This window comes from Nitrospiraceae bacterium (genome assembly GCA_021373015.1).
Classification (GTDB): Bacteria; Nitrospirota; Thermodesulfovibrionia; order Thermodesulfovibrionales; family UBA1546; genus JAJFTJ01.
Genome location: JAJFTJ010000021.1, coordinates 1 through 26,220, shown reverse-complemented (window position 1 = coordinate 26,220; position 26,220 = coordinate 1). Strand labels below are relative to the sequence as shown.

The window sequence follows — 26,220 nt, the reverse complement described above, 5'->3', positions numbered from 1 at the left end:
GGCAGATACATTATATTTAAGTTCCAGAATTTGTCAGATCTAAAATTCTATCTTCAACCGATTTAAATATATTTTGCCAGTCGTATTTACTTTCAACTAGGTTTCGTCCATTTTTACGAAGGAGCTCTGAAAGATTGTGATCGTTAACAACTGTTGTTACTGCAGCTGCAAACTCTTCTGGATTGTCTCGTATCATGAGATGCAGATTGTCTTCAGCATCTAGTCCTTCACAGCCTTTTGAAGTGGAGACCACCGGCAGTCCCAAAGCAAATGCCTCGAGTATTTTAATTCGCGTGCCTCCTCCAATTCTTAGAGGTACAACTGAAACAGAACAATTCTTTGCTACTGTGCTGATATCAGAAGGGTCTCTTATTATATCTATCCTTGGGTCTGAGCTGAGATCAAGTATCTGTTTAGGCATGTTGTTCCCAGCAATACATAACCTTATAGAAGGGTCAGTGCGCCAGATATAAGGCATGATTGATTCTGCCATATATAAAGCACCATCTATATTGGGAAAGTAATTCATTGTTCCAACAAACAATATTTTTTTCGACTTGCTTGGAGGAAGCATTTTTATGCTAACAGTGTTTACACCGTTTTCAGCTACTATCGTTTTCCCGTCTGGACAGCGTGAATCCATTTCTTTCTGATCTAGTTTGCTGACTGTAATGCGAAGATCGAATTTAGGCCATGTATTGTTCTCGTAATCACGCATGTGCATCCAGCTTGCCTTCCAAAAAACTGGATTTTTACGGATTCCAAAAATATCTTTATTATGCACATCAGGAAGTTCTGAGTATTGTTTGAATACTGATGATTCTATATTGTGTTCGTGAAGTACTGCTGGAGCATCGAAAAAATCGCGGTAATGCGCCATGTATATGAATTCAGTTATAAGAAGGTCAAAGTTATTGGAAGAGAGATTTTTTAGTAATCTGCGCATAGGCTCAACATCATAAATACGCATTGGCCAAGGCAGAGATCGATGAGTAGGTTTCAATATATTATCTCCTGCATTGGTAATCATAGATATTTTAGAGCGCACCTTATTATAAATACGCATTGGCCAAGGCAAAGGTTGATGAGTGATAGTTGATACTCTAGAACATATATTTTTAAACGCACCGTCTAGTATTTTTTTCTCACCTTTGTTTATAAAAAATACGAGGGTCAGATCATGTCTGCTGCCAAGATATTTTATCAATTCCCACTGACGAATACGACCACCTGAATTTGGTGGATAAGGTGCGAATGGGCTTATCATTATTATCTTCATTGCTGTATGTTTTTTGTTTTTTCAAGAAGGTTATATATAAGATTAGGAACTTGTGTTAAATCTGTTCCAAAATGCAGCCAGTAACAAGGAAGGGTTTCAACAAGCCGAAGCATTATATTCACTACTTTTTTACCCGCTCCAGGGAACTGACACATGGTGCTTAATGTGAGAGCTTTGAGACAATCTTTTTTCGAAGCCGGTAATAATTCCGAGTCATGTTTACCGGTAATGCTTGGCAGCAGTATCGCGCGGAGAGGAAATCCTGTGGTTATTTGTTCGGCAAATTGAGGATAAAGAAAAAATACAGCCTTTTCATCTTCAATATTTTTGATATTGCTTCTCATGTTTGCTATGTGTGCTACTCTGAAGATATTATTGGGATCGACTTTTGCGGAACTGAACACACTATGTGCAGCAGGAAAGGGATCTGCAGTGACAAGACAATAGTCATCACTTACATAAAGCAGTCCTGAATTAAGAGATGCCAATGCTGCCGTTGATTTGCCCGAACCTCCTTTCCCTGCAAGAAGCACTCCTCCATGAGAAGTACCGACAGCAGCGCCATGAGCAAAATGACAATTGTGCTCTTCAGCCCACCAATTAAGTATTGTCCTTAAGGGAGCGCTTGTCTCATAAGCAGGCAACATTCTTATATCTCTGGTCCAGTAAAGAGCAACTCTATTCTTAGGGTTATACATGCTTATGGCGTTTGCGGACCAGTTGTAGGCGGTTTTAATCTCGCTACCGTTAAAACCCTTAATATCTCCGCGATTCGTATAGACGCCTTCTATATCGCCGGTTTTTTTATGCACTGCATATCCAAACCATGGAGGCTGAGACATAACTGTATTTGTTGTAAAATCGTCCCATATGAATATTTTAAGCGAAGTATTTTTTGTGCTCAGACTAGAAAGATGTTTTAATGCAGGCATTATGTAAGGCATGAGTTGTTCATTAGCAAAGACTAATTCTATTGAGCTGCCGCAAAGGGTGAAATGTTCTCTTGAATTTTTGTCATTATCTTTCTGTATGCTGTTGAATAATTTTACGGCTGAATTAAAATATATATCTAGAAGTTCATTCTTATTATTTGTGTCTATTGGTATTAGTGGTTCCTGACTGACAACTCTCTTATCCATTATCTGTGTTGTTTGATCTGGGATTTGGCCAACCAGCTTCGCTCACATCGTGTATGGGATCGAGTATAAGCAACTCCTGCATGTCAGAATATTTGTTTAAAACCGGAGGTTCAAATGAAGTATCAAGGTATGGAACGCTTTTGAACTTGTCTTTATGAATTGTATTTAGTGATTTGTCAGCAGGAAAAAGTAATCCTTCTTTTATAATTTCTTCGATGAAAAGATGAATTTGTTCCTTAGCTATTTCTTCTTTGAGGTTGAAAGTTTTTGAATATTCGCTGACTATTTGATCGAGAGATGCGCCTTGCTCAATAAGCGCCCAGATCAAACCCCCGGTACTATTGAAGCTATAGTAGTTCCCAGTATCGAGTCTTACAACCATAGTTTCACCGGCAATCGCTTCGTGTATAACTTGTTGAGGTATTTCAAACATAAAAAATCTTTCCTTAATAATTAAAATATTTTTTTCAGTCCAAGTGTGAAATTATGCTGGATTTTAATAGGCGCAGTCAATACTAATTTTAAATCTGATGTTTATTAATAAAAGAGGCTGTTATATTTTTATATAACAGCCTCTTAGCTGTTTTGGTAGCGGGGAGAGGATTTGAACCTCTGACCTTCGGGTTATGAGCCCGACGAGCTACCGGACTGCTCCACCCCGCGATAGATGTGTATCGTAACTTATGTAATAAGTTGTTGTCAAATTCAGTGAAATGTATCTGAATTTTATTTAAAAAAGAATAGCTATTTCAAATAACATTTGTAGTGTATAGTCTTCTTGACAAAGTGCAGTCACACTTATTAAATTAGCCAAAATATGTGAGGTGCGTAATATGACTGAGGCAAAGGTTACATATATTGATGGTCTCCGGTTTGTTGCTTCTGCGAATTCAGGACATGCAGTAGTAATGGATACTGATCCTGAATTTGGAGGAAGCAATACAGGCTCCACGCCGATGGAGATTCTTTTGATGGGGCTTGGAGGATGTTCTGGAATGGATGTTATTTCAGTGCTCAAAAAGAAAAAACAGGATGTAAGTTCTTTCCATATAAATATTAAAGGTGATAAGGCAGAGAATTATCCGAAAAAGTTTACTGAAATTGATGTTGAGTTTGTATTAAAAGGCAGAAATCTTTCTCATGAGGCTGTAAAAAAAGCCATTGAGCTTTCTATGACTAAATACTGTTCTGTTAAGGCTGCACTCGAAGGCTCTGCAAAGATAACATGGAGCTGGAAGATAATTGAAGAATGAGTATAATATTAACTTCAAAGTTTAGGATCTAACCCAAACTCTAGGTCTTAACTTATAACTTCAGATAATAAATTGGGAGGAGTAAATGCGTGAAACAAAGATAGTTCTGCCTGACAGGGAGATCCCGAAACAATGGTACAACATTATGGCTGATATGCCGAATCTGCCGAAACCACCTTTGCATCCGGCAACTCATAAGCCGATTGGTCCTGATGATCTGTCTTCAATATTTCCGATGGCGTTGATAGAACAGGAAGTTTCAACTCAAAAATGGATAGACATACCTGAAGAGGTTTTGGATATATACAGTTTGTGGAGGCCGTCGCCTTTATACAGGGCATATAATTTAGAGAAAGCTCTTGGAACTCCTGCAAAGATTTATTACAAAAATGAGGGAGTTAGTCCTGCTGGCAGTCACAAGCCAAATACATCAATCCCACAGGCTTATTACAATAAAAAAGCTGGCATCAAAAGAATAGCTACAGAAACAGGCGCAGGACAATGGGGCGCTGCTATGGCTCTTTCAGGGTGTTTGTTTGGTCTTGAAGTGACAGTATATATGGTCAGGGTCAGCTATGATCAAAAACCCTACAGAAGAATTGCTATGGAGACATGGGGAGCGAATGTGCACCCAAGTCCCTCAAAAGTCACAAATTCAGGGAGGAAAATTCTGGAGATTGATCCTGACTGTCCCGGAAGCCTTGGCATCGCAATATCAGAAGCAGTTGAAGACGCAGCTAACCGCAAAGATACAAATTACGCTCTTGGTTCTGTCTTGAATCATGTTCTGCTTCACCAGACAATTATTGGACTGGAGGCCAAGAAGCAGTTCGAGATTGCCGATGATTATCCTGATGTGATTATCGGCTGCTGCGGAGGAGGAAGCAATGTTGGAGGAGCTGCTTTTCCATTTGTGCATGACAAGATAAAAGGGAGAAACATCAGGATTATTGCTGTTGAACCAACATCCTGTCCTACACTCACAAAGGGAGAATTCAGATATGATTTCGGAGATACAGCAGGACTTACACCGCTTTTAATGATGCATACACTTGGACATGATTTTGTGCCTCCTGGAATTCATGCGGGCGGTCTAAGATATCATGCTGCTGCTCCGCTTTTATGTCAGCTTGTCCACGATGAGTTGATAGAGGCAAAGGCATATGGACAAACAAAAGTATTTGAATCAGCGCTTAAATTTGCCAGATCAGAAGGAATAATACCAGCTCCTGAGAGTTCACATGCAATTGCTGCTGCGATTGACGAAGCGATGAAATGCAAAGAAGAAGGGAAACAAAAAACCATATTCTTTAACCTCAGCGGTAACGGCTATCTTGATCTTGCCGCGTATGCTGATTATCTGTCAGGAAAGCTTGTCGATAATGTTTATCCTGATGAAAAGATAAAAGAGTCTCTGGCAAAGCTGCCGGTTATTAAATGAATTTGTCAGCGCTTTCAAAGGCTGCAGCCACAGGATTCTTTATAGGATATATTCCTTATGTTCCAGGAACATTCGGCACTGCTGCAGGACTGATCCTGATGGTTTTTATCAGCCCGGTTCTGCAGCTTCATATTTTTCTGGCTGTTTTTTTAATAATCATCGGTATTTTTGCCTCTGGACATGCAGAAAAATCATTCAATGAAAAAGATCCTCAGTGTATTGTCATTGATGAATTGGCAGGATACGTATGTTCGCTTATTTTTCTTCCTTTGAACTGGAAGTATATCATCTCTGCTTTTTTGTTGTTCAGGTTTTTTGATATAATCAAACCATTCCCTATACGACAGATTGAGCTTAAACTTAGAGGCGGGTTAGGCATAATGGCCGACGATATCATGGCAGCAGCTTATACTAATATAGTTTTGCAGATATGGAAAATTCTGACTTAGATGTAATTAAGAAGATTCATAAAATCTTTAAAGAAAAGAAGATAAAACTTTCTATTGCCGAATCTTGCACTTCTGGATACATCAGCCATTTAATAACATATCTTCCCGGCGCATCAGATTTTTTTGATTCTTCAATAGTCTGCTACTCTGTTGATTCAAAGATAAAATTGCTGGGAATTAAAAAAACACTAATAGAAAAATACGGGGTTATAAGCAAAGAAACGGCTGAGGCAATGGCTGATTCTGTCAGAAGAACAACAAAAACTGATTGCGGACTTGCTATTACAGGAAATTTAGGTCCAGCTGTTCTTGAAGGCAAAGAAGCAGGGCTTGTTTACATTTCTGTCTCTTTTGAAAAACGCACTGAATCAAAGTGTGTGATGTTTAACGGCTCGAGAAATGAGATAAAACATTTTTCATCAATCTCTGCATTGGAATTTTTACGCGAGGCTGTTTCACTTTGGACTTAAGATGTTTTATCGCAATAGAGCTTCCTGATAGTATAAAGGAAAACATTAGCATTTATATTCAAAAATTAAAAGAGATAAAAACAGATGTTAAGTGGGTTTCTGAGAAAAATCTTCATGTTACATTAAAATTTCTTGGCAATGTTCCTGAACGGATGATACAAGACATAAACAACAAACTTCTTGCAATTGGAAGGCTTCATGATAAATTTCATTTATATATCCAAGGCGCAGGTATATTCCCGAATACAAAACAGCCGAGGGTAATATGGCTTGGGCTGAAAGATTCTGGAAATGTTGTTAACCTCCAACAAGATATAGAAGATGGGATGAGTGAATTGGGATTTAAAAAAGATGGCAGAGAGTTTAAGCCGCACCTCACAATAGGAAGAGTAAAATCTTTCAAAAATATAGGAAGTCTTATTAAAGAACTTACTACACTAAAAGAAGTGGATTTTGGTAAGATAGAGGTGAAAAATATTTCGTTAATGAAGAGCGAACTAAAACAAGCAGGAGCAGAACATTCCAAATTAAGCCAGATATTTTTTGGCAATTAGATACTAGGAGGAATAATGAGCAAGGAAGCTGTTAACAAGGACAAGGAAAAAGATAAAGCGCTTGAGATGGCAATATCACAGATAGAAAAATCTTTCGGGAAGGGCGCTATAATGCGTCTTGGCGCTGGTGAGGCTGCAGAAGGAATCCAGACAATTCCAACTGGTTCTGTTGCGCTTGATATTGCAACAGGAATAGGAGGGTATCCCAGAGGAAGAGTTGTTGAGATATTCGGTCCTGAGTCATCAGGAAAGACCACTCTTGCTTTAAATGCAATAGCGCAAGCACAAAAAAATGGCGGAACAGCCGCTTTTATCGATGCAGAGCATGCGCTTGATACAATCTATGCGGCAAAATTAGGCGTTAAAGTGGAAGATCTTCTTATCTCCCAGCCTGACACAGGCGAGCAAGCGCTTGAAGTTACCGAAGCGCTTGTAAGAAGCGGCGCTGTTGATATAGTTGTGATTGACTCTGTTGCTGCTCTTGTTCCAAAGGCAGAGATTGAAGGCGAGATGGGAGATTCCCTCCCAGGACTTCAGGCAAGGCTCATGAGCCAGGCCTTAAGAAAACTGACTGCTGCTATCTCAAAATCCCTTACAACTGTTGTATTCATAAACCAGATTCGAATGAAGATTGGCGTAATGTTCGGAAGCCCTGAAACTACTACCGGAGGCAATGCTCTGAAATTCTATTCATCAATGAGGCTTGATATAAGAAGAATAGATAATCTTAAGGATAATCAAGTATCAATCGGCGGAAGGGTCAGGGTAAAGGTTGTAAAGAACAAACTGGCGCCTCCATTCAGGCAGGCTGAATTCGATATATATTTCAACGAGGGGATTTCAAGAACTGGCGAACTTGTTGATATTGGATCTGAAAAGGGCATAATAGAAAAAGCAGGCGCATGGTACAGCTATAACGGCAACAGGATAGGTCAGGGCAGAGATAATGCAAAAGAATATCTGAAAAATAATCCTGAGATTGCCGATGAAATCACGAAGAAGATAGAAGATGCTGTAGTTGAATCAATGACCCGTAAGTAAAGGAGCAAATATGGATATAAATGAATTACTTAAATATGCGCTTGAGAAGGGAGCTTCTGACTTACATGTAAAAGTAGGTTCCAGTCCGATATTAAGGATCAATGGTGAACTTGTTCCTCTGACCGGAGAACAAAAAGTGACTCAGGAAGATGCGATGAAAATTGCATTTGCTGTTATGAGTCCTGGGCAGAGAGAGGTTTTTAAAAAGAAAAATGATCTGGATCTAGCCTATAGCGTGCCTGGATTAGGCAGATTCAGATGCAATGTTTTTGTCCAGAGAGGCGCTGTAGGCCTTGTTTTCAGAGCAATCCCTGTTAAAATTCCTACAATTGAAGCAATGAACCTTCCTGAAGTTCTTAAAAAGATCGCGCTTGAGCCAAGGGGACTTGTATTAGTTACAGGTACAACTGGCAGCGGTAAATCAACAACCCTTGCATCAATGATCGATTATATAAACAATAACAGAACGTCAAATATCATTACTATTGAAGATCCTATTGAGTTTTTGCACAGAGACAAACGAAGTATAATAAATCAGAGAGAAGTAGGCGCTGACACAGAATCATTCAGTAAGGCCTTAAGGGCAGCTCTTAGGCAGGACCCAGATGTGGTTCTTGTGGGTGAAATGCGCGATTTCGAAACAATACAAATAGCTCTCACAGCTGCTGAGACAGGACATCTTGTCCTTAGTACGCTGCATACAACAGATGCATCAGAGACTATAAATAGAATCATCTCAGTATTTCCTCCTTACCAGCACAAACAGGTTAGATTGCAGTTGGCCTCTATTTTAAAGGGAATAATATCAATGAGGCTTATGCCAAGGGCGGACGGTCGGGGAAGGGTTCCTGCAGTCGAAGTGCTTGTGGCAACTCTTACTATAAAGGAATGCATTGTTGATCCTGATAAAACAAAGATGATAACTGATGTAATTGCACAAGGAGCTGTTCATTATCACATGCAGACCTTTGATCAATCGCTTCTTACCCTATACAAAACAGGACATATAACTTATGATGAGGCGCTTAGAGGCGCAACAAATCCTGATGATTTTGCTTTGAAGGTAAAAGGTATTCAGTCGACGAGCGATCTTACATATGAGATACCACAAACCCCGAAAGACCAGATGAAAATTGAAAGGTTCAAAGAGTAGAGACAAGACGTATTCAAAGACAGATGCTGTTCGTTATGCCTACAGGCTTCTCAGCTACCGCGGCAGGAGCGAGAAAGAGCTTGAAGACAGATTCAGAGAAAAAGATTTCCCAGAGGAAATTATCCAGTCTGCCATAACACATTTAAAAGAAAAAGGTTTTATTAACGACAAAATTCTCGCATTTTCATTGAAGAGGACTGCAGAAGATATAAAGCTGCTTGGCAGGCAGGGAATAAGGCTGTTTTTAAAGAGCAGAGGGCTGGGTGCAGAGATAATAAAAGATGTGACCTCTGATAATGACCCTGATGAACTCAAACGCGCAAAAAAACTTGTAGACAGAAAAACACGAACTATGAGAAATTATTCCGATGAAGAAATAAAAAAGAAAATATGGCGGTTTCTTGCAAGAAAAGGTTATTCTTTTGATACAATTAAGAAAGTTTTGAATGAATACAAATACAAAACAGAGGAGGAATAAGATGAAAAAAATTAATTTAGTTTTTTGTGTGTCGTTGCTGGTTTTTTCTTTAGGCTGTATTGAGGCAATAAGATATTCTCCGGATGAAATAAAAACATTTCCGCCTGATATCCAGGAAAGTATCAAACATGGCGTGATTAAACCTGGCATGACTATTCAGCAGGTAAGATATGCATGGGGCGCGCCAACAATGATAAATATTTTGAAGCCTGCTGATGACGGTAAATCCAGGGAAGAATGGACATATAGAAGAGGTTTGCTCGGAAAGACACGCTTGCTCTTTATTGATAATAAACTTACTCATATTATCTCTGATGAAGCAGGAGTATCGACTAATTGAAAAGCAGTGAGGTAAGAAAGACATTTCTTGATTATTTTGAGTCAAAAAAGCACAAGAAATTAAAAAGCGCTTCTTTAATCCCCAAGAACGACCCTACACTTTTTTTCACAAATGCAGGGATGGTTCAATTCAAATCTGTTTTTCTTGGCGAAGAAAAAAGAGATTATGTCAGAGCAGTATCATCCCAGAAATGTCTAAGAGCTGGAGGCAAGCACAATGATCTTGAAAATGTAGGGCATACTGCAAGACATCATACATTTTTCGAGATGCTGGGAAACTTTTCTTTCGGAGATTACTTTAAGAAAGATGCCATAATTTTTGCATGGGAACTGCTGACAGAATGGTATAAACTTCCCAAAGACAAACTCTGGGTTTCTGTTTACGAAGAAGATGATGAAGCTGCAAATTTATGGGCGGATCTGACTGAAATCCCTAAACAAAAGATTGTGAAACTTGGCGCAAAAGATAATTTTTGGCAGATGGGAGACACAGGCCCATGCGGCCCATGCTCAGAGATTATAATCGACCAGGGAGAGAAACTTGGCTGTGGAAAATCGGAATGTAGTGTTGGATGTGACTGTGACAGATATCTTGAGCTTTGGAATCTTGTGTTTATGCAGTTTAACAGGGATGAATCAGGCAGGCTGACACCTTTACCAAAACCAAGCATTGATACGGGAATGGGGCTTGAGAGAATTTCTGCAGTTCTGCAGTCAAAGACAAATAATTTTGATACAGATTTATTCATGCCTATAATATCAGAGATAGCTGCAAGGGCAAATATTAACTACGGTAAGAGTGTTGATACAGATGCTTCAATGAGGGTGATTGCTGATCATATAAGGGCAATAACATTCCTTATCTCTGAAGGTCTGATGCCTTCAAATGAAGGAAGAGGATATGTTTTAAGGAGGATTATCAGAAGGGCATCAAGACATGCGAAACTTCTTGGTATGCACGAACCTGTGCTTTCCAGATTCATCGACCCGCTTGTTGAATCAATGCGCGATTTCTACCCTGAGATTGTTGATGAAAATAAAAGGACGTCAAAGATTCTTACTCTCGAGGAAGAAAGATTTTCAAGAACACTCGAACAGGGCATGAAAATTATGGATGATGTTATTGCTAATGCAAAAAAATCAGGGCTCAAATCAATCCCCGGTGAAGAGATATTCAAACTTTATGATACATACGGTTTCCCTGTTGACCTTGCACGTGATATAGCACATGACAATGATTTTTTGTTTGATGAAGAAGGTTTTCATAAAGAAATGGAGATGCAGAGGGAAAGAGCCAGGGCTTCATGGGTTGGCGAAGAAGAAGCTGTTGCATCAATTTATAAAGAACTTCTTTCTGAGACAGGCAAGACTGAATTTTTGGGATATGACACAATGCAGTCTGAATCTGTGGTCAAGGCGATACTTAAAAAAGGCAAGATTATAAAAGAGGCATTCAAGGGAGAAGAGGTCGAGGTTTTTCTTGATAAGACGCCTTTTTATGGCGAATCAGGCGGTCAGGTTGGAGATACAGGAGAGATAACATCTGAAAAAACTAAGACATCTGTTATTGATACAAAAAAAGTTGTAGAAGGTCTTCATTCTCATGTAATAAAAATAAAGGACGGCAGCTTGAAAGTCTGGGATAAGGTGAATTGCATTGTTGACAGCGAAAGAAGAAAAGCAATAATGCGCAATCACACTGCAACCCACCTATTGCATGCTGCAATGAAAAACATAGTAGGCGAACATGTAAAACAGGCAGGTTCGCTGGTTGATCCTTACAGGCTGAGATTTGATTTTACGCATTTCTCATCCATTGACGACAATGAGATAAGAGATATAGAAGATATGGTGAATCATAAGATATTGGAGAATATAGATTTAAACCTTACGATCACAGACATAAAAAAAGCTATTGCCTCTGGAGCTACTGCTCTTTTTGGCGAAAAATACGGCGATACAGTAAGAGTTGTCAGTGTGCCTGGATTCAGCTCCGAACTCTGCGGAGGCACTCATTGCAAGGCTACCGGTGACATAGGAACATTTGTAATAGCATCAGAAGGAAGCGTTGCTTCTGGAATAAGAAGAATAGAAGCGCTTACAGGTACGAATGCAAACGAATATTTCAGAGATAAAGCTAATGAACTTCAGAAAATTAATCAGATGCTAAAGACAGAAAAACCCTCTGAAAAAATAGAAAAATTATTATCGCAGATAAAAGAACTTGAGAAAGAGATAGATAGATATAAGGGCAAGGAAGTACATGAAAGTTCTTCAGACCTTTTGAAAAATGTAAAGAATATCAATGGGGTTAAGGTTATTTCGTGCAGAATAGACGGACTTGAAAAAAAAGATATCAGACTTCTTGCAGATAATCTTAAAGAGAAACTAGATTCAGGCGTAATTGTGCTTGCCTCTGTAAAAGACGGCGAGGCAGCTCTTATCTCGATGGTAACAAAAGATCTTGCAGACAAATTTAACGCTGGGCTGATACTCAAAGAGGTTTCTAAGCTTGCAGACGGAAGAGGGGGCGGGAAACCTGAAATGGCAGAGGGTGGAACAAAAGTCATAGATAAACTGGACAGCGCGCTTGAATCAGTATATGATTTTATTAAGAAAGGAGGAATTAAATGACATTTTTTGAATCGGTAAGAGATGCGATGCTTGCAGGTTTTGGTATGCAGTTGAAGCTTCAGGAGTTTGTAGAAGAACTAATTAAAAAAGGTGAGTTAAGTGAATCACAAGGTGCAAAAATAGTGAAGGAATGGACTGACAAAGCAGGGAAGGGGGCTGAAGACCTTTCAAAGACATTTTCTGACTTGATGGCAAAGGGGCTTGAAAAAATGAATATCCCGACAAAAGATGACATTGAAGCTGTTAACAAAAAAATTCATCAGCTTTCGAATAGAATAAAAAAACTTGAGGATGCAGAGAAATAGAAAGGATTATAAATGCCTTTAAGTTTTTTGAAATTTGGAAGAAGATACAGAACCTTCAAAAGATTAAAACAAATAGTAAATGTCTTCCTCAAATATGAATTTGGTTATTTAATCGATCAGATTCGTCTGCATAAGTTCATCCCTATTATAAAAAGACTCAAGACTTTTGGCAGATGGCCTGAACCTAAGGTTCTCACTGTTCCTGAACGGCTCAGGATGGCTTTTGCAGAACTTGGACCTAGTTTTATAAAACTAGGTCAATTGCTGTCATCAAGACCGGATCTGATTACTACCAGATACGCGAATGAATTCAAAAAACTTCAGGATAGAGTTCCTCCATTTTCGTGTGAACAGGTAAAAAGAATCATAGAAGAAGAAACAGGGCTGCCTCTGAATAAAATTTTCTCTGAATTTAATGAAAATCCTATTGCTGCGGCATCTATTGCACAGGTTCATCATGGAAAACTTTTTGACGGAAGCGATGTTGTAATAAAAGTTCAGAGACCTGACATAAGAGAACAGATAGAAACCGATATAAATATACTAAATGCCATTGCACAACTATTAGACAGACATTTTCCTGAAAGCAGATTTTTCAATCCTGTAGGGATTGTAGGAGAATTCGCAAAAACAATCAGAAAAGAAATTGATTTCTGCGAAGAGGCAAAAAATTGTTTGAAGTTTACAAAGAATTTCCAAGGCAATAAGGATGTTTATTTCCCTAAGTTATATAGCAAGTATATTACAGAAAAAATTCTGGTAATGGAAAAAATAAACGGCGCAAAGATAGATGATATAGAGTCGATCGATAGGATGGGATTGGATAAAAAAAATCTTACAAAAATTGGCGTTGATGCATATTTCAAGATGGTTTTTGAAGACGGTTTCTTTCATGCAGATCCTCATCCCGGCAATATTTTTGCAATGCCTTCTGGACAGATAGGTTTTATGGATTTTGGTATTGTCGGCAGCATTAGCACTGAGCTCAGAGAACATATGGCAGATACAGTCATATTTTTAATTAATAAAAATTTTGACAAGCTTGTTGATCAGTATATTGAAATGGGACTTGTGCCCGATGATGTGGATGTTTTTGCTTTTAAAAAAGATTTCAAAACGGATATCGTTGAATTTGCCGAGCCTCTTTATGAGACTACAGTAGGCCAGTTGAATTTTTCTCAGTATATGGATGCTATTTTGCATATTGCAATAAAGCACAAAATTAAAATGCCTTCAGATTTCTTGCTTGTTAATAAGACAATGCTTGTTCTGGAATATCTCGGCAGAGAATTAGACCCTGATTTTAATCTTGCCGTGGCAGCAGAGCCCTATGCAATAAAATTTGTAAAGACAAAAATAAGCGCTTCAAGGATATTTGAAAAAACAAAAAACAATATCGAAGAATTCGCAGATTTTATTGCTCTTTTCCCTCGTCAGTTAAAACATCTGATGAGAAAAATTCTGAAAGATGATATTCATGTAAAGCTTACACATACAGACTTTGATAAATTTATAAAAGACATGGATAAGTCAACAAATAGAATATCATTCAGTCTTGTTGTCAGTGCAATAATCCTGAGTTCATCAATTATGCATGCATTCCATGTTGGCCCAGAAATTTCAGGTTTTTCTATTCCAGGCACTCTAGCTTTTATTTTTGCATTTCTTTTTGGAATCTGGCTTGTTATTTCTATCTTGAAATCAGGCAGGTTGTGATCCAATATAAAGAGCGCATCTGTACGGATCTTTTCCCAAAGCATTTCCAAAGAGTTCTGCTCTGTATCTGCACCCACCTCTGCAAGTCTCTATAAATTCACAATTGCATTGAAGAGATCCCAGTATTATTGGTTTAATTCTTTTCCAGCATTTTTCCAGTCCGTCATCAATTTTACCAACTGGATCAGCAGAATAAAAAGTGCATTTTGAAATGCTGCCTGCGGCTGTTATTGACATCAGGTGCAGACCACATCCATATCCTGATTCGCTTGAATGAAGACCCGCTCCATAACCATAACTAAGATATTTTCCGCCTTTTTCAGGAGAAATATAAAACTCGCTGGATTTCTGCAGTCTGCCTGTTATGCATGGCACATCAACTGTCCATTCTTTTATTCCTATCTTTGTAAATAATCTATGCATTTCATCAAAATCACCAAGATTTTTAGAGTGCGCCATTGTTGAAACTGAAGCATCTAATCCATGATTAAGCACAAGTTCTAAAGCGTTAAAGGCTTTTTTAAATGTTCCCTTTCCTCTAAGGGCATCATGTCCGCTTTCAAGCCCATCAATGCTTATCTGGATTTCTTCGACATTAAGTTTTGAGAGAATTTTTTTACTGATTAAGAGTCCATTAGAAAAAAGTACTTTTCTTATTCTGAAATCAGGGAGAAGATCATTAATCGTGTCAAAATTACTATGGATCAGCGGCTCGCCTCCGGTTATAAGAACTCTTAGCCCCTGCATTTTCTGAAACTCATGTAATATTTTTTTAATTTGATGAGTTGAAAGTTCCATGGAATCTGGTTTTTCAATATAGCAGTGTTTGCACCGCAGATTGCAGCTGTCAGTAATCTGTAACTCTAGATATCTAAGTGATGGTATTGGAGACTGTTTAATTTCAGGATGATTCTTCCATGTCTTAGTTTTAGTTAAAATATTTTCATTTATGCAGTAGTTTATGAATTCTTCATTCTCAAAATCACATCCATGTTCAGATGAACATTTTCTTAAAAATTCAAACGACTCATGATCCAATTCATAAAGGTCATCATTTTTTATGTTGTAGACTGAGGGTTTTTCGAGTTGCTTCAAAACAGAATGTCCGGTTAGGTGCAAGCCCATATTTTAATTATACAACACAACTTATTTTTGCTATGATTAGATTATGAACAAGATTGATATTTTTTGCAATAAGTTCTGTTCCTATTACAAACCATCAGAAGATAAAAAAGTTTATTGTACTGGCTACTGTATCGCCAAGCATTTTATGAATTTATCTAATGATGTTCCTGTCTTGAGCCAGATTGATATAAAAAAAATAAAATCAATCAAAAAACTTGCAGAAAATATATGTCCTCAATGCTTATTTTATAAAGAAGATTGTGATTTTGCCCAAGGGAGCGAAAATGCATTGCCATGCGGCGGACTTATTTTTCTCGCCCACCTAGTTGAGAATGGAAAAATCACCACTAAAGATGTAAACGATTTGAAAGTTTAATAAAGGAGATTCTTATGATGATGTTTTCTGTACGCGAGGTTATTGAGCAGGCTGTCCAGACAGAGAAACTAGGATATGAGTTTTATACTGCATTAGCAGACAGATTTAAGGATAACGAAGAAACAAGAAAGTTTTTTATAACGCTTGCTTCTAAAGAGCTTAGACATGAAAAAATGTTCGAGGATTTAATGAATTTTGTTAAAGATGAATCTCCTGAAAACTGGGAAGAAGTTTCACATTATCTCAGGGCTGTTGTTGAATCGGCTTTTTTCCTTGGCGAGGAAAAGGCAACTGCTTTTCTTAAAAAAACTAATTCTGTCAATGATGCTGTTAATTTTGCAATAGGATTTGAAAAAGAAACCCTGCTATATTATATTGGAGTAAGAGACGGGATCAGAGAAAAAGAAGTGGTGGATGAGATTATAAACGAAGAGAGAACCCATATTACATGGCTTAATAAATTCAAGGAAGGTCTTGAGGACTGAGAGTTTCATTTATGGACTACTCTATTAAAATTGGCGGAGAAGCTGGTCAGGGGATACAGACAATTGGCGATACTCTCGCCAAGGTATTCTCAAGATATGGCTTCCATGTTTTTACACATCAGGATTACGAATCCCGCATAAGGGGCGGACATAATTTTTACCAGATAAGATTTTCAGATGCTCCGGTTATGTCTTCAAGAGACAAAACTGATATTTTGATTGTATTTGATGCGGACAGCCTAAAATTTCATGAGCCTGAAGTTTCTGAAGACGGTCATATCATTTATGATTCAGCAATATTAAAACAAAAATATTCAAAGCAAAAATTTCTTGATATACCGTTTGTTGATCTGGCTGTTCAAAACAGCAAAAACAAGATAATGGCTAATACTGTTGCAATTGGTGCAGTTCTCGGAATGTTTAGACTTGATCTCGGCATTCTTTTTGAACTTTTAAAAGAAACATTCAGCAAAAAAGGCGAAGATATTGTAAAGGGTAACGTAGCCTCTGCAAAGGCAGGATATGATTTTGCAAAGAATAATTGCAGCAGGTGTAATTTTTTTATTAAAAAAACTAACAACAAACCTTTTATTCTTGTAAACGGGATCGAGGCAATTGCACTTGGAGCAATAAGCTCTGGCTGCAAGTTCTATTCAGCATATCCAATGACGCCTTCAACCGGAATAATGAATTATATTGCTGACAAGGAAGCTGAATACAATATTATAGTTGAACAGGCAGAAGACGAGATATCAGCAATAAACATGGCTCTCGGGGCTTCATTTGCAGGTGTTCGCTCAATGACAGGCACATCAGGCGGTGGTTTTGCTTTGATGATTGAAGGCCTGGCGCTTGCAGGAATGACTGAAACACCTGTTGTTATCGCACTCGGACAGAGACCAGGACCTGCAACAGGATTTCCAACAAGAACAGAGCAGGCTGAACTTCAGTTTGTTCTTAATGCTGCACATGGTGAATTCCCAAGAATAATTTTTGCTCCGGGTACACCTGAGCAGGCGTTTTATCTTACAAACAAGGCATTCGATATTTCAGATAAATACCAGATTCCAGCATTTATACTCTTTGATCAGTATATTGCAGATTGCGAGTGGACATTTAAAGAATTTGATCTCAAAAGAATCAAATATAATGATTACAGGCTCAGGGCTGATGCATTTAAAAGCTTGAAAGAATATAAGAGACATGCATTTACAGATAGTGGAATATCGCCATTTGGTGTTCCGGGTGATGCTAAACACCTTGTTGTTACAGACAGTGATGAGCATGATGAAGAAGGACATATTGTTGAAGATGCTGAGACAAGGATAAAGATGATACACAAAAGACTTTTTAAAAAAGTACCTCTAATTAAAAATGAGATTGAACCGCCTTTATTTTATGGTAATCCTGAGCCTGAAATTGTTCTTGTCGGATGGGGCTCTACATATGGAATTATAATGGAATCAGTTGACAGGATTTCAAAAAACAAAAAGATTGCGATGCTGCATTTCAGTGAGATTTATCCTTTCCCCTCAATAGAAAAATTCGATTATCTAAAAATTCTTAATAATGCAAAAATTAGTATTTGTATAGAAAATAATGCAACTGGTCAGTTTGCAAAACTTGTGAGAACAGAGACAGGATTTGATTTCAAAAATAGGATTAACAAGTTTGACGGAAGGCCGTTCACCCTAGATGGTTTAGTTTCAGATATAAATAAAAAAGTGGTAAATACAAATGGTTAACTTAGGAGACTATAAAGGACAGACACCAACGTGGTGTATGGGCTGCGGCAATTTCGGCATACTCAGTGCATTTAAAAATGCAATGGTTGACCTTGGTATCGAGCCGCATCAGTTTACTATTGTCTCTGGAATAGGACAGGCAGGCAAATTCCCGCATTATCTTAAATGCAATACATTCAATGGACTTCATGGAAGGACACTTCCTGTGGCAACAGGGATAAGACTTGCAAATCATGAGATGCTTGTAATCGCTGTTGCAGGCGACGGAGACTGCTATGGAGAAGGCGGAAATCATCTCATCCATGCAATCAGAAGAAACATCAATGTCAAACTTTTTGTACATAACAATCAGATATACGGTCTTACAAAAGGACAGGCATCGCCGACAAGCATGGAAGGCATGAGAACAAAGAACCAGCCATTCGGTGTCTTTTCAGAACAGCTCAATCCTATTGCTTTAGCTATTGCTCTTGACTGCAGTTTTGTTGCACGTAGTTTTGCAGGCGATATGGAACATCTTAAGGGAATAATTAAAGAAGCAATAAATCACAAAGGATTTTCATTGGTTGATATTTTGCAGCCATGCGTCACATTTAACAAAATAAACACATATGAGTGGTATAGAAAAAGAGTTTATCACATAGAACCTGAATACAATTCATCTGATAAATCAGAGGCTTTTAAAAAAGCAGCAGAATGGAGTGATAAAATCCCAATTGGAATTATTTATAAAAATAACAGGCAAATTTTAGAAGAGCGTATCTCTGCTATTAAAGATACTACGCTAGTTAGGCAGGTTCCTGAGTTGTCAAAATTGCAGTCTACAATAAAAGGATTTTACTAATCCTATATTTCATCTGCTGGGGTCACAACTGCCATTACAACAAGTTTATCGCCTTTATCTGCTGCAAAACCGTGCGGCACCATAGGGTCGCAAAGGATACAGGTTTTTTCATCAGCCTCTATCTTTTTATCTCCAACTGTGAAAGTGCCTTTGCCTTCGACAACATACATTAACAATCTTAAAGGCGCTTTGTGCGGATCAAGCTTTTGATCTTTATCAAGACACATTAATGCAATTCTCATCTCAGGCTTGTCATCAAGCATTTCCCTGAATATTTTGTCAGGATAAAATTTAATAAGTTTTTTCAGATCCAGTGTTTCCATGTAATCCTCCTTTGTTATTAAGTATATCAGGAAGAATTAAAACTTAAATAAAAATATTTTTGATTGAAAACTTAAGTTTTAATCCTGCCTTAATCTTTTGTTTGTTAAAGTGATCCCAAGAAGTTAGAAAAGTAAATAAAAAACTAAAGAGAGGAAATACAACATGAAAAGTTTGTTAATTATTTTAGGAGCAATAACCATAATCTTAGGAACAGTAAATGCTGGTTCCTCTGCTTCGCAGTTTAATCCTGAAGTGAATACGTACATGCAGACACTCGAAAAGCAGGCAAAGCAAGAAGACTCATCGTTTAAAGGTTTTAGCGCTGAAAGAGGCAGAAAACTTTTTTTTGAAGAAGTTTCGCATAAAGAGCTCGGCAAAATTTCCTGTGCAACATGTCACACAAATGATTTGAAAAAACAGGGCAAAAACGCCAAAACCGGCAAGATTATTGAGCCGCTTGCGCCTTCTGTCAACAAGCAGTCTTTAACAACGGTTAAGAATATCGAAAAATGGCTTAAAAGAAATTTCAAAGATGTTTTTAACAGAGAAGGCACTGCAAGAGAAAAAGGCGATGCACTTCTTTTTATAAATGAGAATTAAAGGATTAGGAGGATATATGAAATTTAAAATTACTATTTTAAGCTTAACTCTGAATTTGATATGTTTGATTAGTGTAATTTCTTATGCTGGTGCTGACAACGATAAGAAAAACAGTAATGTATATTATGCAAAATATCAAAGTTCCCTTGAAATTGTAACAAACGAGACATATCTTACTGAATGCGGTTCATGTCATTTTGCATATCAACCCGAACTTTTTCCTGCACGTTCATGGAATAAGTTAATGAATACGCTTAAGGATCATTTTGGGGATGACGCTTCGATTAGTGAGCCTGAATGGTCTAAAATTTACCAGTATTTAATGCTTGGCAGTGCTGAAAAAAGTAATTCAAAAAGGGCAATGAAGTTTCTTAAATCCATAAGAAATAACGAAACGCCAATCAAGATAACAGAAACGATTTATTTTAAGACAAAGCATGATGAGATCAGGCCTGATGTGTATAAAAGGAAGTCCATCGGTTTTGCAGGGAATTGCATTGCATGCCACACAACAGCAGACATTGGAAATTACAAAGAGCGCTTTGTCAGAATACCAGGGCAATAAAAAAGGATATAAGAGATGAAAGAGATAAAAGTCTGGGATATTCAAACCCGCATATTTCACTGGAGCCTTGCAATATTAATTGCATTCTCCTTTCTCACATCTGACATAACAAAATATTTTTGCATTAAACTTGTTCACTCTGATATGTGGCTTGCATCCCATGTAGCTGTTGGAACAGCAGTTCTTGTTTTGTTAATATTCAGAATGCTTTGGGGATTTATTGGTCCTGCATATTCAAGATTCAACTCATTTCATCTTCATATGGATAAGCTTGGAAGCTATATAAAAGACTTTTTCAAAAAACAGAAGCCCTTATATATAGGACATAACCCAGGAGCATCATGGGCTGTAATAGTAATGATTACACTGAGTTTACTGGAGGTTTTGACAGGTGTAGTTCTTTATGGAATAGAAGAGGGGAGAGGTTTCTTAAGGTTTTTGCATGACGGCTATTATCACTATTCAGCATTAACAAAATATATTCATTATGCAACTGGAGTTTTTTTAGTTACAGTGATTGCGATACATATCTCAGGTGTATTATTTGAGACATTAAGACACAAAACAGGAATAATAAAGTCAATGTTTACAGGTAAAAAAAGGGGTTATGACTATTCTGGCAGGATACAGACTGGAATGATCAGGGCTTTAGCTTCTTTTTTTCTGATTGCATTGACTTTGCCTGCTGGCTTCTATGTGTATAACAAAATAAATTCATACAAGCCAAGCATGACATCAGTGCCTGTTGTTTATAAGAATGAATGCGGTTCCTGTCATATGGGTTTCACCCCTAATATGCTGCCTGCAAAAGGCTGGAAGTTGGTAATGGCAGATTTAAGCGATCACTTTGGAGATGATGCTTCAATTGATGAGCCTTTAAGAAAAGAAATAGAAAATTATCTGTTAGAAAACTCAGCTGAAACATCTAAAGAAGAGGCATCAATAAAACTTACAGCATCAATAAAAGGTGACCAGATGCCAGCAGCTATAACCAAGATTTCATACTGGAAAGATAAACATGACAATATCAACAACAATGTTTTTAAACATGATTCTGTAAAGAGCAAGTCAAATTGTGTTGCGTGCCACAAGTGGGCTGAGTACGGTTCATTTGAAGACAATGACATAAAAATACCTACGAAAGCAGAATATGCAAAAGCTCCTGATAAAAAAGAAAATATTTTTAGCAAACTCGTTTTTTTTGTAGATAAAAATTTCAATAACAAGAGGTTTTAATCTTGCTTTAATATCATATTTGATAATCTGTATTTAAGAATTTATGGATGTACCTTTAAAAAAACTTGAGTGGGAGGATGTTATGAAAGATTTTGTAAGAATATTAGCTGTATTTTTGATTTTAACTTTCCCGGTGGTTGTATTTGCAGATAAAGATCATGATGATCACCATGATAAACACAAAGACCAGCACGACTATAACAAGAAGTCCAAGACAAAACATTCTGGTGATTACCAGCAAAATAATTACGATAACTACCAGGGAGATTTCCAAAACAAGCCATATCAGCAAGAAATCAATCAGAACGAAGAAAATCTCAAGAACATAAGCTCTAATGACAGGAAACCTGCGAAAAGAAAATTTTACGGTATTGTTAAAAAAATGACCAAAGGTGATCCTTCAATATGGACAATTGACGGCCAGACGGTTGTTGTGACAAGAAACACTTTAATTAGTGAAAAATATGGTAAAGTGATAATCGGTAGAGGAGTAATAGGAGAAGGTAGTTACTTAGGGAAAAATCTTGTTGCACTTACGATCGAAACACAGGATTATGTGCTAAGTCCTGTTAATCCTGATACTGTAAATCCTCAAGGCAGAATTGATAAAATCCCTGTTGGCGGACTTGGTACTTGGATAGTTGATGGAAAAGAGGTCTATGTTTCTGAGAGCACAATAATCAAGCAGTTGAATGGTAAGGCAGATGTAGGCGTTTTTGTTGATATTAAAGGAAGCTATATAAAAGATGTATTTAAGGCGAAAGAGATAGAGGTTAGAAAATAACAGAATGAAAACAATAGCGATACTGTTTTCGATATGTTTCATCTCAGGTTTGTGCGGACTGGTTTATGCTTCTGATGCAGAACGCTATTTTGACAACCAGAATGCATATAGAGCGAAATTTTATGGTACTGTTGAGCGGATCCCTCAAGGCATCTATGGCACTTGGATTGTGAATGGAAAAGAAATTTTTGTAAATAAGGATACCCTTTTAAAGGAGGAACACGGAAAGGCAGATATTGGTGCATACGTTGAGGTTAAGGGGATTTATTCAGGAAAGACATTTACTGCGTATAAGATTGAAGTGAAGAGAGACAAAAATCGTGCTAGGCTTTACGGAATAATCGAAAGTCTGCCGTCTGGTATTGTTGGTGTTTGGGTTGTGAATGGAAAAGAAATACTTATTACAAAAGACACTTATATTGATGAAGAACATGGCAAAGTTGCTATTGGAGCCTATATCGAGATAAAAGGCAGTTATTCAGGAAAGGTTTTTACAGCCGGGAAAATATATGTAAAAAGAGCGACAAAATTTGATTCAGAATATCGGAAGTGAAAATTGAAGCAAATTGCGCTTGGATTGAATAAGTCTCTATTAAAGAAATAACTCAAGAGGAGAAACATAATGTCAAAACAAAACATTGCCGAACAAAACAATTCTATCAGTACTTTTGTAAGAATCATTCATCTTGGGTTTATTTTTTTAGGAATTACCGCTTGGCTTACGGGAGAAATAGCTGATGACTATAAGAAAATTGAGCATTTAGGATTTACAATCCATGGCTGGATAGGCATTGCATTAGCTGTTTTAGTGGCAATGCGGCTCGTTGCAGGATTCGCTGGGGCAAGAGGCGATCGTTTTAGTGAATGGATGCCGTTTGGCAAAGAACGTTTAAATCTTATCTTTCAGGATATAAAAAATTTATTTAAAATGAAGCTGCCTGTAAGGGAGACGCATCAAGGCATTGCAGGGCTTGTAATGATATACGGTCTTGCAGGGTTAGTATATATGGCTGTAACTGGGGCAATAATGTTTTTCTACCTTGAACCAGGCAATAAAATCGACAACGGGCCTATGCATTTCGTAAAAGAAATGCACGAATTCGGTGAATTTCTTATGCCGACCTTTCTTTTTGCACATGTCAGCGCTGTTGTTCTTCACGCACTACAGGGAAGACATTACTGGAAAAGAATAATTTTCATGAAATATGAGGATTAACTTGCTGTTTCAGGAATTTTTTTTATAAAGTAAAAATGCGCTTACTTATAATAGAAGATGAACAAAATCTTGCAAATATCCTTAAGCGGGGATTTGCGGAGAACGGATTTACCGTAGAGCTTTCTTTTGACGGCGAAGAAGGTCTTTACATGGCTGAAAATTATACGTATGACGCAGTGCTTCTCGATATAATGCTTCCTTCAATTGACGGCATAACCATTTTGAAAACCCTGAGAAGCAAAGGCTATAATACGCCAATTCTTATGCTTACAGCAAAAGGGGAGGTCGATGACCGCATACATGGATTAAACACTGGCGCAGACGATTACATTCCTAAACCTTTTGATTTTTCTGAGCTGCTTGCTCGGGTAAGATCTGCTATTAGGAGGGATAAAGGAACGGTTTCACCATATATTGAAGCAGGAGATCTTATTATTAATACAAATTCAAGAACAGTTAAAAGGGCTGGCAAAGAAATAAAGCTTTCAGCAAAAGAATATAATCTGCTTGAATATCTTGTATCTCAAAAAAACAGAGTCATTTCAAGAACTGAAATAATAGATCATATCTATGATTCTGAATTTGATCTTGACAGCAACATTGTAGATGTTTTTGTTAATTATTTGCGTAATAAAATAGATAAAGGATTTGATAAAAAGCTCATTAAGACTGTGAGAGGAGCAGGATACGTTTTGAGCGCAGAATAAATGAAAATTAAACTTAGATCAATTTCTATAAAACTGTTTCTTTGGATTTTCATTGTAGCATCTATTTTATTAATCAGCTCGGGTTTTGTTTTTTTTAAAGAGGTCAAAACAATAATATTTGCCACTGTAGATGACAATCTTCATTCAGACATTCAAATTTTCACAGGACTTCTCAATGCAGAAAACGGCAAAGTCAGATTTGATCTGAGTGAAGTTGTAAGCGGCGATTATGCAATACCATTGTCAGGGCACTATTATAAAATACTGATTAACAATAAATTGTTCGCTGCTTCACCTTCACTTGTTGAAGATGATTTTAATTTTGCATCTGGAACTCTTCTGCTTAATGATATAAAAAAACATTTGAAAACTTATAATTCGTTTGGACCTGATGAAGAACCTGTCAGGGTAATGCAGCAGGAAATAAACATAACAGGGATACCTTCAACTATCATAGTGGCTAGAAGTTTGAATGAAAGTCTTGTTTTTCTGGAAAGGTTGAAATTATTTTTATTCGCAATAACATTTGTAAGTATTTGTTTAATAGCAACTGCTGGTTTATTGATAACTAAATTGGCTCTATCACCGCTGAGGACATTTTCTGCAAAGATCAACACAATAACACACAAAAGTTTAGGCGAGAGAATAAACCCAGAAGATCAAAATAAAGAATTAAACGATCTCTCGTATTCATTTAACACCATGCTTGACAGACTTCAAAAAGCATTTGACGCGGAACAAAGGATAGTGTCTGACGCATCTCACGAACTTAAAACGCCAGTTTCAGTAATTAAAAGTCATTGCGATGTGCTCCTCCAAAAGGAGCGGACTGTTCAAGAATATACGGAAGGACTTCATATAATAAATGAAACTACAGCTCATATGAGCGAGATTATAAAAAATATGCTTTCTCTTGCTCAGCTTGATTCCGGACTTATGGGAAAAGATTCTTTTAAGATTGTAAATATAAGCGAAGTTATATCAAAAGCTGTTGAATTGACTAAAATTTTTATAGAGAAGAAAAAGATAGATATTAAGATAACAATTGGCAGTGAGATTAATATACTGGCTGATAAGAATAGATTAATAGAGGCTTTTATTAACATAATAGAAAATGCTGTTAAATATAATACGGATGGAGGTTCTATTGAGATATCAACGCAAAAAGATAATAACAGCATAAATGTGATTGTAAAAGATGCAGGTCCTGGCATAAAGGCATCTGATATTCCATATGTATTTGAACGTTTTTACAGGTCTGACCAATCACGCGGATATTCTTCTGGTTCAGGTCTGGGATTGAGCATTTCCAAGGCAATAATAGAGTCGCATAATGGGGGCATTAGAGTTGAAAGCGAATACGGGAAGGGTACTGTGATTATTGTTAATCTGCCTACGCAAAGATCATCTTAAAAGAAAATAAAATCTACTTTAAAATAAAAAAGGATGAGCGTTGATCTCATCCTTTAATTGTTAAAAATATAATTCAGAATTATCTATGCATTGAAAAAAGGAACGCTTCCTTCACTTGCTTCCTCATCACCGCCTTCAAGGCTGTAATAGGCAAGATAAACGCTTCTTATGCCGTCCACATCTCTTAATTCATCAAGTGTTTTTTTTACGTCTCCGATTGTCTCTCTTTCAACTAAAAAAATTATTTTTTCTTCTTTAGTCTCATCGACTATAATGCTTCTGCTTTTCAATTCTTCTTTTAACTTATCAATTTCATTGATATCATTTATTTCTACAAAACCGCTTGCAAATACCATTTTTCATCCTCCCAGTTTCATATTTAAAAGTTTTTTCTTGATGTTGCATGAGTCCAAGCATCTGCCGCAATAGATGCAGTTTATATCTCTTAAAGTCTTCTGATCAACATGTTCAGATATCTTAACATCCATATAACATACCCTCTCACATATCTTGCACTTGGCACAATTTGCAGAGGCATATCCAAGCCTT

Annotated in this window: 31 protein-coding genes and 1 tRNA gene; 24 read left to right on the top strand and 8 right to left on the bottom strand. The window is 37.3% G+C overall.

The window, feature by feature from the left end:
* Positions 1 to 16: 16 nt before the first annotated feature.
* The 4 genes from LLF28_08325 to LLF28_08310 all read right to left on the bottom strand — a co-directional run bounded on the left by LLF28_08325 (position 17) and on the right by LLF28_08310 (position 3,081).
* Positions 17 to 1,279: a glycosyltransferase family 4 protein gene (locus tag LLF28_08325; GenBank protein MCE5195434.1), complete on the bottom strand. Its 1,263-nt coding sequence runs from the start codon at positions 1,277 to 1,279 to the stop codon at positions 17 to 19.
* Entirely contained in the window at positions 1,276 to 2,418 is a 1,143-nt protein-coding gene (locus LLF28_08320) for a hypothetical protein (GenBank protein ID MCE5195433.1), read from the bottom strand. The genes LLF28_08325 and LLF28_08320 overlap by 4 nt, the downstream gene beginning before the upstream one ends.
* The gene (locus LLF28_08315) at positions 2,411 to 2,851 is read right to left on the bottom strand and encodes a PqqD family protein (protein ID MCE5195432.1); all 441 of its coding nucleotides are present in this window, start codon (positions 2,849 to 2,851) and stop codon (positions 2,411 to 2,413) included. Before LLF28_08315 ends, LLF28_08320 begins: the two co-directional genes overlap by 8 nt.
* A 153-nt stretch (positions 2,852 to 3,004) precedes the next feature.
* Positions 3,005 to 3,081: transfer RNA gene (locus LLF28_08310), tRNA-Met, on the bottom strand.
* Positions 3,082 to 3,251: 170 nt separating this feature from the next.
* Between LLF28_08310 and LLF28_08305 the strand changes: the two genes are divergently transcribed.
* From LLF28_08305 to LLF28_08250, 12 genes are all read left to right on the top strand, one after another.
* Positions 3,252 to 3,671, top strand: coding sequence for an OsmC family protein (locus tag LLF28_08305; GenBank protein MCE5195431.1), 420 nt, complete (start codon positions 3,252 to 3,254; stop codon positions 3,669 to 3,671).
* Between the two features lie 85 nt (positions 3,672 to 3,756).
* On the top strand, positions 3,757 to 5,112 hold the full coding sequence (locus LLF28_08300) for a TrpB-like pyridoxal phosphate-dependent enzyme (GenBank protein MCE5195430.1): 1,356 nt from the start codon (positions 3,757 to 3,759) through the stop codon (positions 5,110 to 5,112).
* Positions 5,109 to 5,561, top strand: coding sequence for a phosphatidylglycerophosphatase A (locus LLF28_08295; GenBank protein ID MCE5195429.1), 453 nt, complete (start codon positions 5,109 to 5,111; stop codon positions 5,559 to 5,561). Before LLF28_08300 ends, LLF28_08295 begins: the two co-directional genes overlap by 4 nt.
* A complete protein-coding gene (locus tag LLF28_08290) occupies positions 5,543 to 6,031 on the top strand; it encodes a CinA family protein (protein ID MCE5195428.1) in 489 nt (162 codons plus the stop codon). The genes LLF28_08295 and LLF28_08290 overlap by 19 nt, the downstream gene beginning before the upstream one ends.
* On the top strand, positions 6,022 to 6,585 hold the full coding sequence (gene thpR / locus LLF28_08285) for an RNA 2',3'-cyclic phosphodiesterase (GenBank protein ID MCE5195427.1): 564 nt from the start codon (positions 6,022 to 6,024) through the stop codon (positions 6,583 to 6,585). The genes LLF28_08290 and thpR overlap by 10 nt, the downstream gene beginning before the upstream one ends.
* Positions 6,586 to 6,600: 15 nt before the next feature.
* Entirely contained in the window at positions 6,601 to 7,626 is a 1,026-nt protein-coding gene (gene recA / locus LLF28_08280; protein ID MCE5195426.1) for a recombinase RecA, read from the top strand.
* 10 nt (positions 7,627 to 7,636) lie between these two features.
* Entirely contained in the window at positions 7,637 to 8,779 is a 1,143-nt protein-coding gene (locus LLF28_08275) for a PilT/PilU family type 4a pilus ATPase (protein ID MCE5195425.1), read from the top strand.
* Positions 8,760 to 9,257: a recombination regulator RecX gene (locus LLF28_08270; protein ID MCE5195424.1), complete on the top strand. Its 498-nt coding sequence runs from the start codon at positions 8,760 to 8,762 to the stop codon at positions 9,255 to 9,257. The genes LLF28_08275 and LLF28_08270 overlap by 20 nt, the downstream gene beginning before the upstream one ends.
* A gap of 1 nt (position 9,258) precedes the next feature.
* Positions 9,259 to 9,597 carry an outer membrane protein assembly factor BamE gene (locus tag LLF28_08265; GenBank protein MCE5195423.1) on the top strand — a complete coding sequence of 113 codons (339 nt, stop codon included), beginning with the start codon at positions 9,259 to 9,261 and terminating at the stop codon, positions 9,595 to 9,597.
* Positions 9,594 to 12,230: an alanine--tRNA ligase gene (gene alaS, locus LLF28_08260; GenBank protein ID MCE5195422.1), complete on the top strand. Its 2,637-nt coding sequence runs from the start codon at positions 9,594 to 9,596 to the stop codon at positions 12,228 to 12,230. Before LLF28_08265 ends, alaS begins: the two co-directional genes overlap by 4 nt.
* Positions 12,227 to 12,535, top strand: a complete 309-nt coding sequence (locus LLF28_08255; protein ID MCE5195421.1) for a phasin family protein — start codon at positions 12,227 to 12,229, stop codon at positions 12,533 to 12,535. Before alaS ends, LLF28_08255 begins: the two co-directional genes overlap by 4 nt.
* A gap of 12 nt (positions 12,536 to 12,547) precedes the next feature.
* Positions 12,548 to 14,251, top strand: a complete 1,704-nt coding sequence (locus LLF28_08250) for an AarF/ABC1/UbiB kinase family protein (protein MCE5195420.1) — start codon at positions 12,548 to 12,550, stop codon at positions 14,249 to 14,251.
* Here the strand turns inward: LLF28_08250 and LLF28_08245 are convergent.
* Positions 14,237 to 15,376, bottom strand: coding sequence for a radical SAM protein (locus LLF28_08245; protein MCE5195419.1), 1,140 nt, complete (start codon positions 15,374 to 15,376; stop codon positions 14,237 to 14,239). The two genes, LLF28_08250 and LLF28_08245, sit on opposite strands and share 15 nt — an antisense overlap.
* 43 nt (positions 15,377 to 15,419) lie before the next feature.
* Between LLF28_08245 and LLF28_08240 the strand changes: the two genes are divergently transcribed.
* The 4 genes from LLF28_08240 to LLF28_08225 are packed head-to-tail and all read left to right on the top strand — an operon-like array spanning position 15,420 to position 18,826.
* Entirely contained in the window at positions 15,420 to 15,752 is a 333-nt protein-coding gene (locus tag LLF28_08240; GenBank protein ID MCE5195418.1) for a hypothetical protein, read from the top strand.
* 14 nt (positions 15,753 to 15,766) lie between these two features.
* Complete coding sequence (locus LLF28_08235) at positions 15,767 to 16,237, top strand: ferritin family protein (GenBank protein ID MCE5195417.1); 471 nt, start codon at positions 15,767 to 15,769, stop codon at positions 16,235 to 16,237.
* A gap of 11 nt (positions 16,238 to 16,248) precedes the next feature.
* Positions 16,249 to 17,982, top strand: a complete 1,734-nt coding sequence (locus LLF28_08230) for a 2-oxoacid:acceptor oxidoreductase subunit alpha (protein ID MCE5195416.1) — start codon at positions 16,249 to 16,251, stop codon at positions 17,980 to 17,982.
* Positions 17,975 to 18,826 carry a 2-oxoacid:ferredoxin oxidoreductase subunit beta gene (locus tag LLF28_08225; GenBank protein ID MCE5195415.1) on the top strand — a complete coding sequence of 284 codons (852 nt, stop codon included), beginning with the start codon at positions 17,975 to 17,977 and terminating at the stop codon, positions 18,824 to 18,826. Before LLF28_08230 ends, LLF28_08225 begins: the two co-directional genes overlap by 8 nt.
* Positions 18,827 to 18,828: 2 nt before the next feature.
* Here the strand turns inward: LLF28_08225 and LLF28_08220 are convergent, their stop codons facing one another.
* On the bottom strand, positions 18,829 to 19,149 hold the full coding sequence (locus LLF28_08220) for a cupin domain-containing protein (GenBank protein ID MCE5195414.1): 321 nt from the start codon (positions 19,147 to 19,149) through the stop codon (positions 18,829 to 18,831).
* Positions 19,150 to 19,312: 163 nt separating this feature from the next.
* On the opposite strand from LLF28_08220, the gene LLF28_08215 reads away from it, so the two are divergent.
* The 8 genes from LLF28_08215 (at position 19,313) to LLF28_08180 (ending at position 25,671) form a co-directional block, all read left to right on the top strand.
* Positions 19,313 to 19,750 carry a DUF1924 domain-containing protein gene (locus LLF28_08215; GenBank protein MCE5195413.1) on the top strand — a complete coding sequence of 146 codons (438 nt, stop codon included), beginning with the start codon at positions 19,313 to 19,315 and terminating at the stop codon, positions 19,748 to 19,750.
* A gap of 16 nt (positions 19,751 to 19,766) precedes the next feature.
* Positions 19,767 to 20,315: a diheme cytochrome c gene (locus LLF28_08210; GenBank protein ID MCE5195412.1), complete on the top strand. Its 549-nt coding sequence runs from the start codon at positions 19,767 to 19,769 to the stop codon at positions 20,313 to 20,315.
* A 15-nt stretch (positions 20,316 to 20,330) separates the two neighbouring features.
* On the top strand, positions 20,331 to 21,551 hold the full coding sequence (locus LLF28_08205; protein ID MCE5195411.1) for a cytochrome b/b6 domain-containing protein: 1,221 nt from the start codon (positions 20,331 to 20,333) through the stop codon (positions 21,549 to 21,551).
* A gap of 82 nt (positions 21,552 to 21,633) precedes the next feature.
* Positions 21,634 to 22,335: a DUF5666 domain-containing protein gene (locus tag LLF28_08200; GenBank protein ID MCE5195410.1), complete on the top strand. Its 702-nt coding sequence runs from the start codon at positions 21,634 to 21,636 to the stop codon at positions 22,333 to 22,335.
* A 4-nt stretch (positions 22,336 to 22,339) separates the two neighbouring features.
* Positions 22,340 to 22,888, top strand: a complete 549-nt coding sequence (locus tag LLF28_08195; GenBank protein ID MCE5195409.1) for a DUF5666 domain-containing protein — start codon at positions 22,340 to 22,342, stop codon at positions 22,886 to 22,888.
* A gap of 69 nt (positions 22,889 to 22,957) precedes the next feature.
* A complete protein-coding gene (locus LLF28_08190) occupies positions 22,958 to 23,551 on the top strand; it encodes a cytochrome b/b6 domain-containing protein (GenBank protein MCE5195408.1) in 594 nt (197 codons plus the stop codon).
* Positions 23,552 to 23,586: 35 nt separating this feature from the next.
* Positions 23,587 to 24,258 carry a response regulator transcription factor gene (locus LLF28_08185; GenBank protein ID MCE5195407.1) on the top strand — a complete coding sequence of 224 codons (672 nt, stop codon included), beginning with the start codon at positions 23,587 to 23,589 and terminating at the stop codon, positions 24,256 to 24,258.
* Positions 24,259 to 25,671: a hypothetical protein gene (locus LLF28_08180; protein MCE5195406.1), complete on the top strand. Its 1,413-nt coding sequence runs from the start codon at positions 24,259 to 24,261 to the stop codon at positions 25,669 to 25,671.
* Between the two features lie 83 nt (positions 25,672 to 25,754).
* Here the strand turns inward: LLF28_08180 and LLF28_08175 are convergent, their stop codons facing one another.
* The gene (locus LLF28_08175; GenBank protein MCE5195405.1) at positions 25,755 to 26,027 is read right to left on the bottom strand and encodes a chaperone NapD; all 273 of its coding nucleotides are present in this window, start codon (positions 26,025 to 26,027) and stop codon (positions 25,755 to 25,757) included.
* A gap of 3 nt (positions 26,028 to 26,030) precedes the next feature.
* Positions 26,031 to 26,220, bottom strand: a 190-nt coding sequence (locus LLF28_08170; protein ID MCE5195404.1) for a hypothetical protein, incomplete at its 5' end; no start/stop codon positions are given.

What these genes read in the sequence shown, in the direction of transcription:
- LLF28_08305 (MCE5195431.1), top strand. Translation starts at nt 3,252, where the DNA reads ATGACTGAGGCAAAGGTTACATATATTGATGGTCTCCGGTTTGTTGCT.
- LLF28_08250 (MCE5195420.1), top strand. Translation starts at nt 12,548, where the DNA reads ATGCCTTTAAGTTTTTTGAAATTTGGAAGAAGATACAGAACCTTCAAA.
- LLF28_08235 (MCE5195417.1), top strand. Translation starts at nt 15,767, where the DNA reads ATGATGATGTTTTCTGTACGCGAGGTTATTGAGCAGGCTGTCCAGACA.
- LLF28_08195 (MCE5195409.1), top strand. Translation starts at nt 22,340, where the DNA reads ATGAAAACAATAGCGATACTGTTTTCGATATGTTTCATCTCAGGTTTG.
- LLF28_08300 (MCE5195430.1), top strand. Translation starts at nt 3,757, where the DNA reads ATGCGTGAAACAAAGATAGTTCTGCCTGACAGGGAGATCCCGAAACAA.
- LLF28_08185 (MCE5195407.1), top strand. Translation starts at nt 23,587, where the DNA reads ATGCGCTTACTTATAATAGAAGATGAACAAAATCTTGCAAATATCCTT.
- LLF28_08175 (MCE5195405.1), bottom strand. Translation starts at nt 26,027, where the DNA reads ATGGTATTTGCAAGCGGTTTTGTAGAAATAAATGATATCAATGAAATT.
- LLF28_08180 (MCE5195406.1), top strand. Translation starts at nt 24,259, where the DNA reads ATGAAAATTAAACTTAGATCAATTTCTATAAAACTGTTTCTTTGGATT.
- recA (MCE5195426.1), top strand. Translation starts at nt 6,601, where the DNA reads ATGAGCAAGGAAGCTGTTAACAAGGACAAGGAAAAAGATAAAGCGCTT.
- LLF28_08205 (MCE5195411.1), top strand. Translation starts at nt 20,331, where the DNA reads ATGAAAGAGATAAAAGTCTGGGATATTCAAACCCGCATATTTCACTGG.
- LLF28_08200 (MCE5195410.1), top strand. Translation starts at nt 21,634, where the DNA reads ATGAAAGATTTTGTAAGAATATTAGCTGTATTTTTGATTTTAACTTTC.
- LLF28_08240 (MCE5195418.1), top strand. Translation starts at nt 15,420, where the DNA reads ATGAACAAGATTGATATTTTTTGCAATAAGTTCTGTTCCTATTACAAA.
- LLF28_08315 (MCE5195432.1), bottom strand. Translation starts at nt 2,851, where the DNA reads ATGTTTGAAATACCTCAACAAGTTATACACGAAGCGATTGCCGGTGAA.
- LLF28_08275 (MCE5195425.1), top strand. Translation starts at nt 7,637, where the DNA reads ATGGATATAAATGAATTACTTAAATATGCGCTTGAGAAGGGAGCTTCT.
- LLF28_08245 (MCE5195419.1), bottom strand. Translation starts at nt 15,376, where the DNA reads ATGGGCTTGCACCTAACCGGACATTCTGTTTTGAAGCAACTCGAAAAA.
- LLF28_08325 (MCE5195434.1), bottom strand. Translation starts at nt 1,279, where the DNA reads ATGAAGATAATAATGATAAGCCCATTCGCACCTTATCCACCAAATTCA.
- LLF28_08225 (MCE5195415.1), top strand. Translation starts at nt 17,975, where the DNA reads ATGGTTAACTTAGGAGACTATAAAGGACAGACACCAACGTGGTGTATG.
- LLF28_08220 (MCE5195414.1), bottom strand. Translation starts at nt 19,149, where the DNA reads ATGGAAACACTGGATCTGAAAAAACTTATTAAATTTTATCCTGACAAA.
- LLF28_08190 (MCE5195408.1), top strand. Translation starts at nt 22,958, where the DNA reads ATGTCAAAACAAAACATTGCCGAACAAAACAATTCTATCAGTACTTTT.
- LLF28_08265 (MCE5195423.1), top strand. Translation starts at nt 9,259, where the DNA reads ATGAAAAAAATTAATTTAGTTTTTTGTGTGTCGTTGCTGGTTTTTTCT.
- LLF28_08295 (MCE5195429.1), top strand. Translation starts at nt 5,109, where the DNA reads ATGAATTTGTCAGCGCTTTCAAAGGCTGCAGCCACAGGATTCTTTATA.
- LLF28_08320 (MCE5195433.1), bottom strand. Translation starts at nt 2,418, where the DNA reads ATGGATAAGAGAGTTGTCAGTCAGGAACCACTAATACCAATAGACACA.
- LLF28_08255 (MCE5195421.1), top strand. Translation starts at nt 12,227, where the DNA reads ATGACATTTTTTGAATCGGTAAGAGATGCGATGCTTGCAGGTTTTGGT.
- LLF28_08210 (MCE5195412.1), top strand. Translation starts at nt 19,767, where the DNA reads ATGAAATTTAAAATTACTATTTTAAGCTTAACTCTGAATTTGATATGT.
- LLF28_08290 (MCE5195428.1), top strand. Translation starts at nt 5,543, where the DNA reads ATGGAAAATTCTGACTTAGATGTAATTAAGAAGATTCATAAAATCTTT.
- LLF28_08215 (MCE5195413.1), top strand. Translation starts at nt 19,313, where the DNA reads ATGAAAAGTTTGTTAATTATTTTAGGAGCAATAACCATAATCTTAGGA.
- LLF28_08230 (MCE5195416.1), top strand. Translation starts at nt 16,249, where the DNA reads ATGGACTACTCTATTAAAATTGGCGGAGAAGCTGGTCAGGGGATACAG.